The organism is Kitasatospora sp. NPDC022785 (genome assembly GCF_055561295.1).
Map to the genome: position 1 here is coordinate 319,239 of NZ_JBVHHB010000002.1, position 16,746 is coordinate 335,984.

Sequence of the window (16,746 nt, forward strand, 5' to 3'; positions counted from 1 at the left end):
CCTTCGCTGCGGGGTCGCCGGCGAGCGGGGCCGCCGGCGCACCAGGTTACTGGCGAGTAGGGTTCCACGTCAGGCCACCCGGGCGCAACGCACGACGGCCGCCGGATCCCTTCGGAGGGGGATCCGGCGGCCGAACGTCGGGTGCTGCTACCGGCGGATGCTCGGCTTCAGCTCCAGGAAGCGGGCGAGCAGGCCGTTGACGAAGGCCGGGGAGTCATCCGTGGAGAACTCCTTGGCGATCTCGACGGCCTCGTCCAGGACGACCGCGTCCGGGACGCCGTCCTCCCAGATCAGCTCGTACGCACCGAGCCGCAGGACGTTGCGGTCCACGATCGGCATCCGGTCGAGCGTCCAGCCCACCGCGTACTCCGAGATCAGGTCGTCGATCCGGCGGGCGTGCTGGACATAACCCTCGACCAGCTCCATCGTGTACTCGCCGACCTGCGGGGTGCCCTCGTCCGGCTTGGGCTCCCGGGCACGGGCCACCCAGTCCGCGAGGACGGTCAGCGGGTCGACGTTGCGGTGGTCGGCCTCGAAGAGGATCTGGAAGGCCCTGGTACGGGCCTTGCTGCGTGCGGCCGACACGGACTTACTTCACCCGGCCGAGGTAGCTGCCGTCGCGGGTGTCGACCTTGATCTTCTCGCCGGTCACGATGAACAGCGGGACGGCGATCTCGGCGCCGGTCTCCAGGGTGGCCGGCTTGGAGCCACCGGTGGAGCGGTCGCCCTGCACACCCGGCTCGGTGTGGGAGATCGTCAGCTCGACCGAGGCCGGGAGCTCGATGTACAGCGGGGCGCCCTCGTACATGGCGACCAGGGCCTCGAAGCCCTCCAGCAGGTACTTGGCGGCGTCGCCGACGACGGCCGGCTCGACCGTGGTCTGGTCGTAGGTGTCCGTGTCCATGAACACGAAGTTCTCGCCGTCCTTGTACGAGAACTGCATGCCGCGCTTGTCGACGTTGGCGGTCTCGACCTTGGTGCCGGCGTTGAAGGTCTTGTCGACGACCTTGCCCGTCAGGACCTCCTTGAGCTTGGTCCGCACGAAGGCCGGGCCCTTGCCGGGCTTGACGTGCTGGAACTCGACGACGGACCAGAGCTTGCCGCCCTCCAGCTTGAGGACCATGCCGTTCTTGAGATCGTTCGTGGAAGCCACGGGCGCACTTACTCCTGGATATAGCTGTCAAGGAACCAAGGGGTGCGTCCTGCCGCCTGCGGCAGCCTCCCGGGCAGCCGCGGGTCTACAGGGCGAGGAGCTCCTTGGTGGTGATGGTGAGCAGCTCGGGTCCGCCCTCTTCGAGGGGGCGCACGACGAGCGTGTCCTCGATCCGGACCCCGCCCTTGCCAGGGAGGTGGACCCCCGGGCCGACGGTGACCGGTACGCGGCTGTCCAGTTTACCCATGTCCGACGGACCGAGGCGCGGCGCCTCCCGGATCTCCAGCCCGATACCGTGGCCGACCGGGTGCGGCGAGCTCTCGGTGTGCCCGGCCGCCTGGAGGATCTCCCGCGCCGCCTGGTCGGGTACGTACTGCTCGACCCCGGGCCCGAGCGCCTCCCGCCCGGCCCGCTGCGCCCGGAAGACCAGCCGGTGCAGCTCGACCTGCCAGGGCGCGGGGGCGGCACCGATCACGAAGGTCCGCGCCGTGGAGACCCCGTACCCCCGGTACTGCGCGCCGAGCACCACGGTGAGGAAGTCGCCCTCCTCCACCCGCCGGTCGGTCGGCTGGTGCGCCTGCTGGCCCGAGTGGCTGCCGGTGCCGACCGAGACCGGGAAGGCCGCCCGGTCCGCGCCGTGGTCGATCATCCGGCGCTCCAGCTCCATCGCCAGGTGCCGCTCGGTCCGGCCGACCAGGATCGACTCCAGCAGCTCGCCGAGCGCCTGGTCGGCGATCTCGGCCGCGATCCGCAGGTCGGCGATCTCGTGCTCGTCCTTGACCACCCGCAGCCGCTCGACCGCCTGCGCGAGATCCGCCAGCCGGACCCCCTCGGCCAGGCCCGCCACCGCCCGGTGCCGGCTCACGGTCAGATCGTGCTCCTCCACCGCGAGGTCCGACACCCGCAGCCGCGCCGCAGCCGCGGCGGCCGCCAGCGCGGTGTCCGCCCCCGCCGCCACGGGCACCTGGGTCACGTCCTCCGCGATCAGGTGCTCCCCGGTGTCGTCCGGCGGCAGGTCGTCCGGCAGCGCCAGCAGCACCCGCTCCCGGGTCAGCAGCAGCGTCGCCCCGCACGGCGGGCACCCGGTCAGGTACCGCACGTTCGCCGCCCGGGTGATCAGCGCCGCATCGGCCCCGGTCGCACTGCAGTGCTCCCTCAGCCGCTCCCGCCGGCCCGCGTACGCATCAGACATGCGTCGAGCCTACGGAGCCCCACCCCGTTCCGCCCGCCGAGCACCCCCACCCGAGCACGTGTCGCCCCGGGGGTCGGCGTGGGCGCCCACCCGTCCTCGGGCCAGTACGATCTCGTTGCGCCGGGGTGGAGCACCGGTTCACAGCCACAGCGCGGAGGGCGGGCCCGTGACCAGGGCCCACGAGGGCACAAGGGGCTCGGATGGCGGGGAACGGGGAGGGCGTCCTGACGGCGAGAGGAGCCCTGGCAGGTCTGTCCGTCTACGTCGACGAGACCGGCGACCGGGGGTTCGGTCCGAGGGCGTCGGATTTCTTCGCCATGACAGGTTTCCTCGTCCCCCGGGAGCAGGAGCGTCACATGCGCGTCATCGCCGCCGGGCTGCGCGCCGACATCCGAACCGAAAAGCCACTTCACTGGGTCGAGCACTTCAAGGCCAAGCGGGCGGACCGACGAGAACTCGCCGCCGAGCTGCTCTCGCGGATCCCGGACGTCCAGGTCGTCCACGTGGTGGTGCACAAGGACAGCGCCTTCCTCGATCCCGGACTGTGCGAGGACGGGGACACCTTCTACAACTACTGCTGCCGACTGCTGCTGGAGCGGACCGCACACGCTGCGGCCGGCTGGCCCGGAGGCCCCCGCGAGGCCGTGGTACGACTCGGGCACGTCCGCGGGATGGACCACGCAGACTCGGTCGCCTACCTGAACGAGGTCCGCACGTCGGCCACCAGCACCCCCTGGCATCTCCTGCGCTGGCCGCCCGCGTGGACGAGCACGGCAGGCTACGACGGCGTGCAGCTGGCAGACCTGCACGCGGGCTTCCTCAACACGGCGCTCACCGGTCCCCCCGATGACCCCGCCTGCGCCTCCTACCTGCTGCGTTGCAAGCATCAGCTGGTCCGTCGGCACGATTCCGGCGAACTCCTCGGTCACGGAATCACCCTGATCGGCGAGGATTCGTACCTCACCAAGCGCCACTGGTGGCCGGAGCCGACCGGTCGCCGGTAGCTACGAGGAGGAGCCCTCGGGAGGGCTCCGGGGGCCGCAACCACAACAGCCGCTGTGGAAGGATCCAGTCGCCTGCATCTGGCTTGTCCCGGCAGCCCACCCGAGGACTCCTCGCACCTATTCAAGCGCCGGGCCATCCGCTAATCAAGCTCAGCCGCCCAAACCTCCGAACGACAGTTGCTCCCCTGCGTCCTGAGCCACCACGGCGGCTCGCCGCCTCGCCCTCTCCCGCCGTCGAGGAGGCTGCACCCGCGCGGGACGCGCCTCCTGCGATGCCGCCCACGACGGCCGGAGCCCATCGAGGTCCACGGACGGCACCATGGTCCGCAGGAACTCCTGGGTCTCGGGGTCGGTCGAGTACAGCACAGTTGCCCGGCTGGCCCTGGTCAGCAGGACGTGGTAGGCGTGGCGTACCCGCTGCTCGAAACCGATTCCGGCCTTCGCAATGATCCGGGAGTCGGCTGAACCCGGCTCCAGGGTCTCGTAGCCCTCCCCGTCCAGACGCTGCTCGAACCTCCCGCGCCTCATCACCCAGTGATCGCCCCGGCGCAGGAGATCGTCTCCCATGATCACTCCGCACCAGTCCCACTCCAGCCCCTGGGCCGAATACACGCAGCCGATCTGGCCCAGGCCTTCGGTTCGGGTGGCCCACAGCTTCGCCGGCGGCACCTTGTCCGCAAACTCCTTCTGCTCACCCTTGGCGTTCCACGGGCGGTGCCAGTCACCGATCCGCACATCGGCCACCAACGTGCCGTCCTCGCGCGCCTCGCTCCATTTCCAGCAGAATCCCGCGACCATCCGGGCGCTCGCTCCGGCCGCCGCCTCGGTCCGGATGATCTCCTCCAGCGCCGACGGACTCTCCGCCACCTCCACATGCATGAGCCCGTCCGGCACCCAGGGCCTCGGGGTTCCTCCGGCGATGCCCAGCAGGTCCCATACCCAGGTGCGGTACAGCGTGCTCCCTCCGCACCGGTAGTAGTCCTGAAGGTCGTAAGTCCGCGCGGCTATCCCCAGGCCCGCCGCAGCGTCGATGATCAGCCGGCGGCTCCCCACCTCGTCCTGACGCAGGCTCTGCGCCTCGTCAAGGAAGAACACGGTGACACGAGCGGCGTCGATGAGTTCTTCCACCTGCGGACGAACTCCCGCCGGCCGCCGACGGCCGAACGGACCGTCGAAGGTCGAGGTCTTTCGCAGCCGATGTGCCTCGTCACAGAGCAGTACGTCCAGAAGCGGCACAGGCTTTTGCACGAAACTGTTGAAGAAGTGGAACTCACGCCTGAACCGCGCATCGGACATGCCCAGGTACTCCTGCAGGTTCGCGTCGAACGCCCTGGCTCCGGTGGCGTAACCGACGCGGTACAGGTCGTTCAGCAGTCGATTGCGCAGTTCCAGGGCGATCGCGCTCTTCCCCGTCCCGGCCCCGCCCGTAACGACGATGACCGACTTCCCGCGCGAACCGTCCTCGTACATGCGTTTCAGGTCCCGGAACACGTGGTCCGCCACGGTCTGCTGGACACCGCGCAGAGTGAACACCGTGTCTTCTCCGCGAGACTTCGTCATCACCTCCAGCAGCGGCGTGTTACGGATACCGATGCGCTGGAGCATCCGGTCCGCGGCGGCCTCGGTGTCACCCTCCCCGAATCGCTGAAGCAGAAGCCTGCGCAGGTCCTCACGGCTGTCCGCGGTGAAGTAGAGTCCGTCGCCGCCGGTGGCACGGGGGGAACCCAGGAGATCCTCCACGTCCGAGTCATCGGCGTTGTGCAGGTAGGAGAAGCCGGCCACCTCGATCGGAAGACCGTGCAGTGCGCCGCCGGGCTCCATGAGGTACGTGTATGCCCTCCTGACCTGATCCACAGGGTGCTTCTTCGGGCCGCCGATTCCTGGAACGTCCACCTTCTCGGGATCAGCGGCACTTCGCGTCGCCGCACTCCAGCGCTTGAGTTCCACGATCAGCACCGAGTCCCTGTCGGTACCCGGGTAGCGTCCGACCAGTACGACGTCGATGGGTGGCGCCTCGGATCCGTCCGTGGTGGTCGGCTCGTACTCGACGAACATCCGTACCTCGCCCCGCCCCACCGCCTCAAGGTCCTTGGCGAGTTCGATCAGGCTTGCCTCCCACGCTCCTTGCTCGCCCGAGCCGACCGGCCTGTTCTTGAACAGTACGTGCCGCTGTGAGAGGTGGCTGATCAGCAGCCCCCGCTCATGCAGGCGCAGAAGATCGTGGGCAGGAAGCTGGAGCAGGAGCACGGATGGCCACCGAAACACGAGGGACTCGCGCGGGTGGGGGCATATCCGGCTCGGAAGCCCGTCGGGCCGCATTGGACGGCGTCATGGTACGCGGTCGAACCGGTGGACGGAACTCCGCTGCCGCCCGAGACCGTTCAGTACCCCCCGGGGCTGACACTCCTGCGCGATAGTGTTGATCACGCCTTTGCCGCGGCCCGCCGGGCTTCCGCTCCAGCCTCCTCACACCGCTGGAGTCACTGAGGACATGCCCCCACCCGCGCCACGTCTACTTCGTGCTGCCTGGGGGAAGTCTTGCTGTTTCGTGCCACCGCCGACGCGGTAGCCACCGAGCACCTTGCCGGGACGCTGTCCTCGCGCCTGGCGGAACAGTTCGTCCACGCCTACGGCCATCGGGCGAGCTCGTCCGAGGTCCGGTCCTGGGAGCGCAGCCTGCCCGTCCTCGCCACCGCGTTGAAGGACGCGGGCCTAGGCGCCGTCGAGATGCTGATCGAGTACGCACTTCCGCTCAGCAGCAAGCGTGCCGACGCCGTTCTCGCCGGGGTGCACCCAGCGTCAGGCGAGCCCTCCTACGTCGTGGTGGAACTCAAGCAGTGGTCGAGTGCCGAACCAGAGGACGGCGCGCCGTTGCTCTGCCGGGTCGACGCCTACCCCCGCGCAGTGCTCAACCCCGTCGAGCAGGTCCGCTCCTACGTGCGCTACCTCTGTGACTTCAACGGCGCGCTTGAGGGCCACGAGCGCTTGGTCTCGGGAATCGCCTACCTTCACAACGCCACCGCCTTCGGCGTGTCCGGCCTGCACGAGGTTGAGCAGGACCGGAGCGGGAGCCTGTTCACCGGCAGCAGTCGGGGCAAGCTGATCGAGTACCTGAACACCCTGCTCGCTCCCGAATCGGGCGCCGCCGCAGCCGATGCCCTGCTCGCCGGCAGGATCCAGCCCTCGCGGCAGCTGATGTCCGTGGCCGCCGCGGAGGTGCGGGACCGCGAGCAGTTCGTCCTCCTGGCCGAGCAGCGCGAGGCTTTCGAGCTGGTGATGCGCGCCGTGCGCAGGGCTCGTCAGTCCGATCACAAGGAAGTCGTGGTGATCACCGGCGGGCCTGGGAGCGGGAAGAGCGTCATTGCACTCTCTCTGCTCGGCGAGTTGTACCGGGACGGGCACCGGGCCCTGCACGCGACGGGCTCCCAGTCGTTCACCACGACCATGCGCAAGGTCGCCGGGGCGCGAAAGCCCGAGGTGAAGCAGTTGTTCAAGTACTTCAACAGCTTCATGACGGCGGAGCGGAACGGCCTCGACGTGCTGATCTGCGACGAGGCGCACCGGCTCCGGAAAACGTCGGCCAACCGCTACACCCGCGCGGTCGACCGCAGCGACACACCTCAGGTCGACGAGCTCATCGATGCCGCCCGTGTCCCGGTCTTCCTGCTGGACGAACACCAGGTCGTGCGCCCCGGCGAGATGGGCACCGTCGAGGAGATCCGGAAGGCGGCCGCCGCCAAGGGCCTGTCCTGCCAGGTCGTTCCGTTGGACGGCCAGTTCCGCTGCGGTGGGAGCGAGGCGTACTTGCAGTGGGTGGTGCGGCTTCTCGGGCTGGAGGGCGACGGGCCGACGACCTGGGAGCCGGATGACCGGATGCAACTCCGAGTCGTCGACTCTCCGTTCGAGCTGGAGGCCCTGCTCCAGCTGCAGCGGGACGAGGGCTTCGGCGCCCGGATGTCCGCCGGATACTGCTGGAAGTGGACCAAGAAGCCGAAGCCCGGCGAGCCCCTTCCCGAGGACGTGGTCATCGCTGACTGGTCCCGTCCCTGGAACGTGTATGGCGACCGGTCGGTCGACGGCGCACCGCCGGCGACCCTCTGGGCCACCGACCCGGGCGGCTTCGGCCAGGTCGGCTGCGTGTACACGGCCCAGGGCTTCGAGTACGACTGGAATGGCGTCATCCTCGGCCCCGACCTCGTCTGGCGCGACGACCAGTGGGTCACGAACCGGACGGCGTCCAAGGATCCGATCTTCACCAAAGCAACGTCCGACGCGGAGGTCGGCCGGCTGATCCGTAACACCTACAAGGTGCTTCTCACCCGCGGCATGATCGGCACGGTCATCACGTCGACGGACAAGGAGACACGCCAGAAGCTTCGCGAGCTCGCCGGAGGCTGACCACGCCCGCGCAGGAAGTCGGGCCGGCCGACTTCCTGCGCGGGGGCTCGCGACGTGGTCAGGCCCGGGCGGTAGGCGGGCCGAGGAGTCTCGGGCCGTTGGCAGAGATGGGAGACCAGGGGCGAGGTGGTGGCCGGCCCGGTGACGAGCAGGGGGAGGGCGTTGCTGCGGGAGAGCATACGGTCGGGGAGTGCCATGGGGAGGGGCTCCGTGGTGGTCCGGAATTCAGGCCCTGGAACGGGCCGCGGCGGGGGCCGGGAATGGGCAGGGGGGAGGCCGTGTTGGACCACATGAAAATGACTCCCATTGCGGAGTGCGGTTCGGGCCGACGCCGAACCGCCCCGAGAACCCACCAGGAGGACAGTCATGGCCCGCAGCGAACTTCGCCCGATCATCAAGCTCAGGTCCACGGCGGGGACGGGCTACACGTACGTGAGCCGCAAGAACCGCCGCAACGATCCGGACCGCATGGTGCTGCGCAAGTACGACCCGGCCGCCCGGCAGCACGTCGACTTCCGCGAAGAGCGCTGACTCCGGACCCCGCCCGCACACCCGAGAGGAGCCCCGCCATGAAGCCCGGCATCCACCCCGCCTACCGCCCGGTCGTCTTCCGCGACAAGGTCGGCGGCCTGGCGTTCCTGACCCGCTCGACCCTGACCCGCTCGACCCCGACCCGCTCGACCCCGACCGGCGACCGGACGGTCGAGTGGGAGGACGGCAACGCCTACCCGGTGGTCGACGTCGAGATCTCCTCGGCGAGCCACCCGTTCCACACCGGCCAGTCCCGCGCGATGGACACCGCCGGCCGCGTCGAGCAGTTCCGTCGGCGGTACGGCGACCGGCACAACTGAGCTCGTCCTCGCGAAACGCCGAAGCGGCGTCCGGCCGACCCCTCGAGGGCCGGTCGGGCGCCGCTTCACGTCCGCGCCTCACGCCCGCGGGCGGCTCAGCGCGGTGGCGGGACGGAGACCACCATGGTCAGCCGCACGGCGGCGGTCCCCGCGTTGCGGTAGGCGTGGGCGTAGGAGGCGTCGAAGGAGGCGGTGCTGCCGGCCGGCACCAGGTGTTCGCGCTCGCCGTGGACGAGGGTCAGCTCGCCCTCCTCGACCCGGATGATCTCCACCGTGCCCGCCGGGTGCGGCTCCGAGCCGTAGCCCTCGCCCGGCTCCAGCCGCCAGGCCCACAGTTCCAGCGGTCCGGGCGCCTCGACACCGTTGAGCAGCGTGCCGGTGCCGCCGGACGGCCCGGTCCAGAGCGGGACGGCCTGGTCGCCCGGGACGATCCGGACGCCCGCACCCTCGTCGTAGTCGAGCAGCCGGGCGATCGAGACGCCGAGCGCGTCGGCGAGCCGGACCACGGTGGCCACGCTCGGGTTGGTGCGGTCCTGCTCGATCTGGACGATCATGCCCCGGCTGACGCCGGAGCGGGCGGCGAGCGCATCGAGGGTGTGGCCGCGCTCGGCACGTACACGCTTGAGGTTCCGGGCGAGGGCCTGGGAGACGAGGTCGGGGTCCGGCACGCGGTCAGTCCAGTTCAATATATTGATTCGAATAGTTCAGTTGAGTGGACTACGCTGCCCACTCGGCAACGAGTCCATTCGACTGTACTGCGGGGTGCATTGTGCTGTCCTACGTTCTGCGAGCCCTCCGGGTCGCCCCGTGAGCGCCCTGCTCGCCCTCTCCGCCAGCCTGCTCTGGGGCCTGGCCGACTTCGGCGGCGGCGCGCTGACCCGCCGGCTGCCGGCGCTGGCCGTGGTGGTCGCCTCCCAGCTGACCGCCACCGTGCTGCTGCTCGCCGCCGTCCTGGCCACCGGCGGCTGGACGGACGCCTCCCCCGCCCTCTGGTACGCCGTCGCCGCCGGGGTGATCGGCCCGTTCGCCATGCTCGCCTTCTACCGGGCGCTCGCGCTCGGCCCGATGGGCGTGGTCTCGCCGCTGGCCACCCTAGGCGTCGCGGTACCGGTCGGCGTCGGTCTGGCGTTGGGCGAGCGCCCCGGGCTCGGCCAGGCCGCCGGGATCGCGGTCGCCGTGGTCGGCGTCGTGCTGGCCGGCGGGCCGGAGCGGGGCGGACCGGCCGCCGCCCGGCGGGTGCTGGCACTCACCCTCGCCGCCGCCTTCGGCTTCGGCGCGGTGATGGCCCTGATCGCGCACGCCTCCGCCGGCGGCGGGCTGCTGCTGGTGCTCTGCGTCCAGCGGCTCTGCAACGTCGCCGTCGGCGGCGGTGCGCTGCTGCTCAGCCTGCGCGGCAGCAAGAGCGGGGGCCACAGCGAGGGCGGGCGCGACAGCGAAGGCGGGCGCGGTGGCCGGCTCCTGCCCGGCCTGCGGGACAGGCTCCCCGCGCTCACCGCGGTCGGCGTGGCCGACGTCGCCGCCAACGGCACGTACGCGATGGCCTCGCACAGCGGCTCGGCCGCGGTGGCCGCCGTGCTGGCCTCGCTCTATCCGGTGGTCACCGCGCTGATGGCCCGCGGGGTACTGAAGGAGCGGCTGCGCCCCGTCCAGGTGGTCGGCGCCGGGCTCGCCGTGGCCGGGACACTGCTGCTCGCGGCGGCCTGACGGACGCCGGCTGGTTCACGGGCTACTTCGCCGCCTCCGAGGCGGCCGGCTCCGACGCGGTGGCCCTCGACGCTGCGACCTCCGACGCGGTGCCCTTCGACGCTGCCACGCCCGACGCGGCGGCCTGCGGGGCGGCCGCATCCGAGGCGGCCGGCTCCGCGCCCGGCGTCACCGCCTGGGGGCTCCAGCGCTGCTCGACCCCCGCGACCCGCCAGTAGGCGATCGCCGCCGCCCAGACCACCACGAACAGCCCGACGATCGCGTAGCCGACGTTGTCCAGCGAGATGTCCGCGATCCAGCCGCTGACCGGGTCGGTGAGGTCCAGCTTCTCGTGCAGGACCCCGACCAGCTCGATGGTGCCGATGATGAACGCCACCGCGATCGACAGCCCGGTGATGGTCAGGTTGTAGTACACCTTGCGCACCGGGTTGGAGAACGCCCACTGGTACGCGAAGTTCATGAACGTCCCGTCCAGCGTGTCGAACAGGCTCATCCCCGCCGCGAACAGCAGCGGCAGGCAGGCAATCGCGTACCAGGGCAGCCCGGAGGCCGCGCCGGAGCCGGCCATCACCATCAGGGTCACCTCGGTCGCGGTGTCGAAGCCGAGGCCGAGGACCATGCCGACCGGGAACATCTGGCCGGGCCGGGTGATCGAGCGGGTCGCCCGGTTCAGCACCCGGGCCAGGAAGCCGCGCGAGTTGAGGTGCTCCTCCAGCTCGGCCTCGTCGAACTGCCCGGCCCGCATCGAGCGGAACACCTTCAGGATGCCGAACAGGGCGGCCAGGTTGAGCGCGCCGATCAGGTAGAGAAAGGCGCCGGAGGCGGAGGTGCCGACCACGCCGAGCCACTGGTGGGTGGCCGACTCGTCGTCCATCAGCGTGTTGGCCAGCTGCGCGCCGCCCGCCACCAGGGTGGCCATGATGACCACCATCGAGGAGTGGCCGAGGGCGAACCAGAAGCCCACCGAGACCGGGCGCTTGCCGTCCGCCATCAGCTTGCGGGTGGTGTTGTCGATCACCGCGATGTGGTCGGCGTCGAAGGCGTGCCGCATCCCGAGGGTGTACGCGGTGATGCCCAGGCCCACCCCGAAGACCTGGGTGCCGACCTCGTACTTCTCCGGGGCGACCAGGAATATGAGCGTCCCGAACGCCACCACGTGCATGGCCAGGATCACACCGACCAACCCGGCCGTGCGGACGGTGTCCTCCCGCCTCCAGCGGAAAGTGGGCAGGACGGACGGCGCCGCCGGAGCAGCGGCGGTTTCGGGCACGGTCATCTGCAGATCACGCTCCAGCACCTCGTGGAAAGTCGTTCGTGAGATGCCGTGGCCGGTCTCCTGGCTGACGGGGCTTCCGTACCCGCCTTCCCAGGCGCGCGAGGCACCCAGTGGCGTCGTGGGTACGGACGACTCCCCCGATCACAGTGGCGAGGGCCGCTCCGGACTTGAACCCCTGAGGGTTCGTCACCGGTCTTCCCGAGCACCACGGCGGGCAACACGGTAGGGGTCCCCGCATCACCCTTGCAAGGCTGCGCACCTGCGCAGGTGTCCAGGATCACAGACCGGGGCCTGCGAGAATGTCCTCATGCATCTCGTACCGGCCGACCGCGCGGGTCAGCGCACCATCGACGGGCACCGGGTCTGCGAGGCCATCGCCGCCATCGGCGACACCGGGCACGTCCGGTCCTGGGCCGAGCGGTTCTCACTGCTCGCCGACCCGGGGCGGCTCTCCCTGCTGCTCGCCCTGCACCGCGCCGGTCCGCTCGCCGTCACCGACCTCGGCGTCGCCACCGGCATGCGCGACCCCGCCGTCTCACAGGCGCTGCGACTGCTCCGCACGGCCGGCGTGGTCACCGGGGACAAGGACGGACGCGTGGTGCGCTACCGGCTCGTGGACGATGCCATGCGCCCCCTGCTGGACGAATGCGCCGCCGCCGAGCACCACGAGCCGGCGCCCGACAGCGCCGACGGCTCCGCGGCCGACCGGCACGGGCCCACCGCTGCGGCCGGCTGACCCACCCGCCGCGGCTGACCCAGCTGTCGGCCGACCCACCCGTCGGCCGACCCGCCCGGAAACCACCCCGGGCGAGGCCACCGGCCGCTCCGGGCGTGTCCGGCCGGCGGGGGCTCCTGAGCCGGCATCAACCGTTCCGGGCGACCGGGGTCACCCCTCCCGCGACCGGGGTCACACCTCCCGCACCAGGCGCTCGAAGCGGCGGAGCGAGCGCCGGGCCAGCGGGTCGGTGGCGGGCCGCAGGGCGCGGGTGACCAGGCCGGCGGCGGGGAGACGGAAGGCGCCGAGGAAGGCGAACCGGGTGCCGTCCGGCTCGGGGCGGGCGGCCATACCGCCGAGCAGGAAGCGGCTGCGCATCAGGCACCAGCCGGGCGTCAGCTCGACGTCGAAACGGGCCCGCAGCCGGCTGTGGCCCACCACCAGGGCCTCGGCGCGGCCGTCCGCCGGGCCCGCGGTGAGGCGGACGGAGCGGAGGTCCGGCAGCCAGCGCGGCAGCCCGTCCTCCAGGTCCGCCGCGACGGCCCAGACCTGGTCGAACGGCGCGTCGATCACCGTCTCGCGGACGTCGGCGCCGGGGGTGACGGCGGCGATGACGTGCAGTCGGCGCACCGGGTCGAAGGCCGCCACCGGCCAGGGGTTCTGCGCGCTCACTGCTGCCACGCCCTTCGGAAGCTGAGTCGGGCCCGGGAGAGCCGGGACTTCACGGTGCCGGCCGCCACGCCCAGCAGGTCGGCGGTGGACCGCTCGTCCAGGCCCTCCAGGTCTCGCAGGACCAGGACGGCACGGTGCTCGGGGCTGAGCCGGGCGAGGACGTCCTCGATGTCGGTGGCCAGCTGCGGATCACCGGGGCGGGGCAGTTCGGAGAGGTCGGCCGGGACGCAGCGGGCGACCCGCTTCACGTGCCGGACGGCCTCCCGGACGGCGATCGAGCGGACCCAGCCGAACAGCGCGGCCGGGTCCTGGAGCTGGCCCAGCTTGCGGAAGACGGCGATCAGCGCCTCCTGGGTCGCGTCGGGGCCGTCGTCCAGGGCGATCGGGCCGCAGAGCCGGCGGACATAGGGCGTGACCAGCTCCAGCAGTCCGCTCACCGCCAGCTGGTCGCCGCGCTGGGCGGCGCGGACCAGGGCGGCGAGGTCGCTCGCGGTTCGGGTGTCGGGACCATCCACATCCGCATCAGAGGCGGCGGGAGGCCCGGACGTTCCCTCGCCCGGGCGACTTCCCGGTGTGACGCTCGCCACGGGAACGTCCGGCGGGCGGGGCCGCTCCTGCGGGTGACACACCGTCGCATCCCCTGGGGGACCACCATGAACCGCCGCCGTACCGCCGCCCTCGCCGTCGCCGCCGTGCTCGCCACCGACGGTCTGCTGCACGTCTACTGGGCCACCGGCAGCACCTGGCCGGCGGCCGGGCGGGCGTCGCTCTCCCAGGCCGTGCTCAACGCCGACGTGCCGTTCACCCCACCGGTCGTCCTCCCGCTCGCCGCTGCGCTGTTCACGGGGGCGGCCCTGGTACTCGCCCGGGGCGGCGTACTGGACGGTCTGGCCCACCGGGTGCCCGCGGTGGCGCTGCGTTGGGGCCCTCGCGCGGTGGCCGGCGGGATGCTCGCCCGCGGGCTGGCCGGGCTGGTCTGGGCGGCCGGGATCGGAGCCGACACCGGCTCGGTCTTCTACGCGCTCAACCTGGCGCTCTACACGCCGCTCTGCCTGGCCGGCGCAGCCGCCGCCTGGTCGGTCGCCCGCGAGCGGGCGGACGGCTGACACGGCTTGTCCGGCGGACGGCTGACGGCTCCTGCCCGGACCGGCTCGGCCGACCCACCGAGCCTCAGGCCGGGTCGGTTCGGGGCTGTTCGGCTCGGCGCGGCTCGGATCGGCCGGCCGGGGGACCGCCCGGACCTGGTCGGCCCGCCGGCCGGGCGGTCCTCAGGCCTGCTGGCAGGTCGGGCACCAGAAGAGGTTCCGGGCGGCGTGCTCCTCGGTCCGGACGTCGGTGCCGCAGACCAGGCAGGGCATCGCGGCGCGGCGGTACACGTAGACCTCGCCGCCGTGGTCGTCCACCCGGGGCGGACGGCCCATCGCCTCGGGGGTGTGCTCGGGGCGGACGGTGTCGATCCGGCCCGCGCCGACGCCCTCGTGCATCAGGGCGACGAGGTCGGCCCAGATCGCGTCCCACTCGGCGCGGGTGAGGTCGCGACCGGCCCGGTGCGGGTTGATGCCGTGCCGGAACAGCACCTCGGCACGGTAGACGTTGCCCACGCCGGCCAGCACCTTCTGGTCCATCAGCAGCGCGGCGACCGTCGTCCGGCTGCCGGATATCCGCCGCCAGGCCGGCTCCGGGTCGGCGTCCGCGCGCAGCGGGTCGGGCCCGAGCCGGTTCGCGACGGCGGCCTTCTCGGCGCCGGTGATCAGCGCGCAGGTGTTGGGGCCGCGCAGGTCCGCATAGGAGTCGTCGTTCTCCAGGCGCAGCCGGACCAGGCCGACCGGCTCGGGCGCCGGGCCCTCGCCGAAGGTGAACCCGCCGTACAGGCCGAGGTGGATGTGCACCCAGGAGCCGCCCTCGAAGCCGAGGAAGAGGTGCTTGCCGGTGGCCTCGGCACCCGTCAGCACCTGGCCGTCGACCAGGTTGGCGCTGTCGGCGAACCGGCCCTGCGGGCTGCTGGCCCGGACGGGTCGGCCGCCGAAGGCCCTGGCGTTCTCGGCGGCGAGGCGGTGGATGATGTGGCCTTCCGGCACGGGCGTCAGCTCCCCCGGGTGGTTCGACAGGACGCGTCCATCATCGCAGCCGGCACCGACAGCCCGGCCGGGCGCGGGCCCGGGGCCAGGCGGCTCAGCGGACCGGGATGCCCATCAGCCGTGCCAGGATCACCCGGTCCAGCTCGGCGGCGGTGGCGGCGACGTCCAGGTGCGAGTTGTCGATGATCGGCAGCCCGGAGTTGTACCAGCCGGCCATCCGCCCGTGGATCCGGGCCACCTCCTCGTCGCTGAGCCGCCGGTTGCCGCTGCGCCGGGCGTTGCGGCTGAGCACCGAGTCCAGGCTGGGCAGCAGCACGACCGGGATCATGCCGGGCCCGATGTGGCGCTTCCAGCCGCCGAGGCCGATCGCCGGGCGGTCCGGGAAGACGGCGTCGTCGATGATGCACGAGATGCCGTTGGCGAGGTAGTTGCGGCAGGCGAAGCCACAGGTGCGGCGGGCCAGCCGGTACTGCGCCTCGGAGGCGTTGTTCCAGCCGGACTGCGGGTTGGCGAAGCCGGACTGCACCCACTCGCGCACGTCGTCCAGGCTGATGTGCGCGGTCGGCGTGGGCCGGCGCTCGGCCCAGTGCCGGGCGACGGTCGTCTTGCCGGCACCGGCGGGGCCGATCAGCAGCACGGCGAGCGGCCCGGTGGGCGCGTGCGGCTGCGGGTGCGCCGGGAGCTGGACGGGCGCGCCGGAGGGCAGCAGGAAGTGCCCGGTGGACCCGGCGGGCACGGGCGCCGGGGGCTGAGAGGCGGAATGAGCAGGGGCTGCGGGGACGACCGGTGCCGCGGGTGCCATCGGACCGGGCGGCGGCACGGGCGCGCCCGGCGGCACCGGCGCCGGACCGGTCGGCGGGACGGCCGGATGCCCACCGTACGGGGGCCGGCCCGCGGCCTGCGGTGCGACCGGCAAGGGCACCACCGACTGCGGAGCCACCGGCGCAGACTGCACCCCGGCCGGCGAAGACTGAGGAGCCACCGGCGAAGGCTGCGGGGCCACCGATGGTCCAGACACGGCCTGGGGCGCCCGGGGCGCGCCCTGCGCCACCGCGCCTGCCGGTTGCGGCGGGGCCGGCGACGCCGCGGCGGTCGCGGTGCCGGGGTACGGCGGGACCGGTGGGGCGACGGGACGTGGGGGGACGTGCCCACCCCCGGCGTACTGCGTCACGGTCACCTCCCGACTTCCTCCAGCGGGACACTACACGTCGGCCCGGCAGCGGGCACAGTCCGCCGCCGGGCCGCTGACGAGGGCGGCCGCCCCCGCCTCAACGTGTGGTGAGCTGCTCCGCGAGCGCGCGCAGCGCCAGTTCGTACGAGCCGAGGCCGAACCCGGCGATCGTCCCGGAGGCGACCGCGGCGATCACCGAGGTGTGCCGGAAGACCTCCCGGGCGTACGGGTTGGAGATGTGCACCTCGATCAGCGGCGCGGTCCGCTGGGCGGCGGCGTCGCGCATCGCGTACGAGTAGTGGGTGAAGGCGCCCGGGTTGATGACCACGGGCACCCGGCCGTCGGCCGCCTCGTGCAGCCACTCCACCATCTGCTGCTCGGAGTTGGTCTCGTGGACTTCGACCTCGAAGCCGAACTCCTTGCCGAGCACGGTGCAGCGCTCGACCAGCCCGGCGTACGAGGTGGCGCCGTAGACGTCCGGTTCGCGGCTGCCGAGCCGGCCGAGGTTGGGGCCGTTGAGCACCATCACCCG

The 16,746-nt window shown here is 72.0% G+C and carries 18 protein-coding genes and 1 riboswitch; of the genes, 7 read left to right on the forward strand and 11 right to left on the reverse strand.

All coding sequences use genetic code 11. The features are described from left to right. Positions 1-147: 147 nt before the first annotated feature. The 3 genes from nusB to ACZ3YO_RS04730 all read right to left on the reverse strand — a co-directional run bounded on the left by nusB (position 148) and on the right by ACZ3YO_RS04730 (position 2,345). Entirely contained in the window at positions 148-585 is a 438-nt protein-coding gene (gene nusB, locus ACZ3YO_RS04720) for a transcription antitermination factor NusB (protein ID WP_148647555.1), read from the reverse strand. Positions 586-589: 4 nt separating this feature from the next. Further along, the gene (gene efp, locus ACZ3YO_RS04725) at positions 590-1,153 is read right to left on the reverse strand and encodes an elongation factor P (protein WP_148647556.1); all 564 of its coding nucleotides are present in this window, start codon (positions 1,151-1,153) and stop codon (positions 590-592) included. 85 nt (positions 1,154-1,238) lie between these two features. Beyond that, the gene (locus ACZ3YO_RS04730; RefSeq protein ID WP_405365934.1) at positions 1,239-2,345 is read right to left on the reverse strand and encodes a M24 family metallopeptidase; all 1,107 of its coding nucleotides are present in this window, start codon (positions 2,343-2,345) and stop codon (positions 1,239-1,241) included. 200 nt (positions 2,346-2,545) lie between these two features. On the opposite strand from ACZ3YO_RS04730, the gene ACZ3YO_RS04735 reads away from it, so the two are divergent. Beyond that, complete coding sequence (locus ACZ3YO_RS04735; protein WP_465564821.1) at positions 2,546-3,349, forward strand: DUF3800 domain-containing protein; 804 nt, start codon at positions 2,546-2,548, stop codon at positions 3,347-3,349. A 150-nt stretch (positions 3,350-3,499) separates the two neighbouring features. On the opposite strand, the gene ACZ3YO_RS04740 is transcribed toward ACZ3YO_RS04735, so the two are convergent. After that, positions 3,500-5,596, reverse strand: a complete 2,097-nt coding sequence (locus tag ACZ3YO_RS04740) for a DUF2075 domain-containing protein (protein WP_465564824.1) — start codon at positions 5,594-5,596, stop codon at positions 3,500-3,502. Between the two features lie 291 nt (positions 5,597-5,887). On the opposite strand from ACZ3YO_RS04740, the gene ACZ3YO_RS04745 reads away from it, so the two are divergent. From ACZ3YO_RS04745 to ACZ3YO_RS04755, 3 genes are all read left to right on the forward strand, one after another. Further along, on the forward strand, positions 5,888-7,747 hold the full coding sequence (locus ACZ3YO_RS04745) for a DNA/RNA helicase domain-containing protein (protein WP_465564826.1): 1,860 nt from the start codon (positions 5,888-5,890) through the stop codon (positions 7,745-7,747). Between the two features lie 366 nt (positions 7,748-8,113). Next, positions 8,114-8,278, forward strand: a complete 165-nt coding sequence (rpmG, locus tag ACZ3YO_RS04750; RefSeq protein ID WP_405365933.1) for a 50S ribosomal protein L33 — start codon at positions 8,114-8,116, stop codon at positions 8,276-8,278. Between the two features lie 38 nt (positions 8,279-8,316). Continuing rightward, positions 8,317-8,598 carry a type B 50S ribosomal protein L31 gene (locus ACZ3YO_RS04755; RefSeq protein WP_465564829.1) on the forward strand — a complete coding sequence of 94 codons (282 nt, stop codon included), beginning with the start codon at positions 8,317-8,319 and terminating at the stop codon, positions 8,596-8,598. Positions 8,599-8,693: 95 nt separating this feature from the next. Here ACZ3YO_RS04755 and ACZ3YO_RS04760 read toward each other — a convergent pair whose 3' ends face one another. Continuing rightward, entirely contained in the window at positions 8,694-9,266 is a 573-nt protein-coding gene (locus ACZ3YO_RS04760; RefSeq protein WP_396321652.1) for a helix-turn-helix domain-containing protein, read from the reverse strand. A gap of 139 nt (positions 9,267-9,405) precedes the next feature. Here ACZ3YO_RS04760 and ACZ3YO_RS04765 point away from each other — a divergent pair, with 139 nt between their 5' ends. Further along, the gene (locus tag ACZ3YO_RS04765; RefSeq protein WP_465564833.1) at positions 9,406-10,302 is read left to right on the forward strand and encodes an EamA family transporter; all 897 of its coding nucleotides are present in this window, start codon (positions 9,406-9,408) and stop codon (positions 10,300-10,302) included. A gap of 22 nt (positions 10,303-10,324) precedes the next feature. On the opposite strand, the gene nicT is transcribed toward ACZ3YO_RS04765, so the two are convergent. Beyond that, positions 10,325-11,578 (reverse strand): Nickel transporter NicT, encoded by a 1,254-nt coding sequence (nicT, locus tag ACZ3YO_RS04770; protein ID WP_465564836.1) that lies wholly within the window; start codon positions 11,576-11,578, stop codon positions 10,325-10,327. A gap of 33 nt (positions 11,579-11,611) precedes the next feature. After that, positions 11,612-11,803, reverse strand: a riboswitch (cobalamin riboswitch). An 82-nt stretch (positions 11,804-11,885) separates the two neighbouring features. On the opposite strand from nicT, the gene ACZ3YO_RS04775 reads away from it, so the two are divergent. After that, positions 11,886-12,314 carry an ArsR/SmtB family transcription factor gene (locus ACZ3YO_RS04775; RefSeq protein WP_465564839.1) on the forward strand — a complete coding sequence of 143 codons (429 nt, stop codon included), beginning with the start codon at positions 11,886-11,888 and terminating at the stop codon, positions 12,312-12,314. 171 nt (positions 12,315-12,485) lie between these two features. On the opposite strand, the gene ACZ3YO_RS04780 is transcribed toward ACZ3YO_RS04775, so the two are convergent. Beyond that, a complete protein-coding gene (locus tag ACZ3YO_RS04780) occupies positions 12,486-12,974 on the reverse strand; it encodes an SRPBCC family protein (protein WP_465564841.1) in 489 nt (162 codons plus the stop codon). Next, entirely contained in the window at positions 12,962-13,480 is a 519-nt protein-coding gene (locus tag ACZ3YO_RS04785; RefSeq protein ID WP_396321657.1) for an RNA polymerase sigma factor, read from the reverse strand. The genes ACZ3YO_RS04780 and ACZ3YO_RS04785 overlap by 13 nt, the downstream gene beginning before the upstream one ends. A 138-nt stretch (positions 13,481-13,618) precedes the next feature. On the opposite strand from ACZ3YO_RS04785, the gene ACZ3YO_RS04790 reads away from it, so the two are divergent. Next, positions 13,619-14,071 (forward strand): DUF3995 domain-containing protein, encoded by a 453-nt coding sequence (locus ACZ3YO_RS04790; RefSeq protein ID WP_465564845.1) that lies wholly within the window; start codon positions 13,619-13,621, stop codon positions 14,069-14,071. A gap of 162 nt (positions 14,072-14,233) precedes the next feature. Here ACZ3YO_RS04790 and ACZ3YO_RS04795 read toward each other — a convergent pair whose 3' ends face one another. The 3 genes from ACZ3YO_RS04795 to aroQ all read right to left on the reverse strand — a co-directional run bounded on the left by ACZ3YO_RS04795 (position 14,234) and on the right by aroQ (position 16,740). After that, positions 14,234-15,043 (reverse strand): Fpg/Nei family DNA glycosylase, encoded by an 810-nt coding sequence (locus ACZ3YO_RS04795; RefSeq protein WP_465564847.1) that lies wholly within the window; start codon positions 15,041-15,043, stop codon positions 14,234-14,236. Positions 15,044-15,137: 94 nt separating this feature from the next. Beyond that, complete coding sequence (locus tag ACZ3YO_RS04800) at positions 15,138-15,998, reverse strand: AAA family ATPase (RefSeq protein WP_465565227.1); 861 nt, start codon at positions 15,996-15,998, stop codon at positions 15,138-15,140. 313 nt (positions 15,999-16,311) lie between these two features. After that, complete coding sequence (gene aroQ / locus ACZ3YO_RS04805) at positions 16,312-16,740, reverse strand: type II 3-dehydroquinate dehydratase (RefSeq protein WP_465565229.1); 429 nt, start codon at positions 16,738-16,740, stop codon at positions 16,312-16,314. Between the last annotated feature and the right edge of the window lie 6 nt (positions 16,741-16,746).

What these genes read in the sequence shown, in the direction of transcription:
- ACZ3YO_RS04730 (WP_405365934.1), bottom strand. Translation starts at nt 2,345, where the DNA reads ATGTCTGATGCGTACGCGGGCCGGCGGGAGCGGCTGAGGGAGCACTGC.
- ACZ3YO_RS04735 (WP_465564821.1), top strand. Translation starts at nt 2,546, where the DNA reads ATGGCGGGGAACGGGGAGGGCGTCCTGACGGCGAGAGGAGCCCTGGCA.
- rpmG (WP_405365933.1), top strand. Translation starts at nt 8,114, where the DNA reads ATGGCCCGCAGCGAACTTCGCCCGATCATCAAGCTCAGGTCCACGGCG.
- ACZ3YO_RS04755 (WP_465564829.1), top strand. Translation starts at nt 8,317, where the DNA reads ATGAAGCCCGGCATCCACCCCGCCTACCGCCCGGTCGTCTTCCGCGAC.
- nicT (WP_465564836.1), bottom strand. Translation starts at nt 11,578, where the DNA reads ATGACCGTGCCCGAAACCGCCGCTGCTCCGGCGGCGCCGTCCGTCCTG.
- ACZ3YO_RS04775 (WP_465564839.1), top strand. Translation starts at nt 11,886, where the DNA reads ATGCATCTCGTACCGGCCGACCGCGCGGGTCAGCGCACCATCGACGGG.
- ACZ3YO_RS04790 (WP_465564845.1), top strand. Translation starts at nt 13,619, where the DNA reads ATGAACCGCCGCCGTACCGCCGCCCTCGCCGTCGCCGCCGTGCTCGCC.
- aroQ (WP_465565229.1), bottom strand. Translation starts at nt 16,740, where the DNA reads ATGGTGCTCAACGGCCCCAACCTCGGCCGGCTCGGCAGCCGCGAACCG.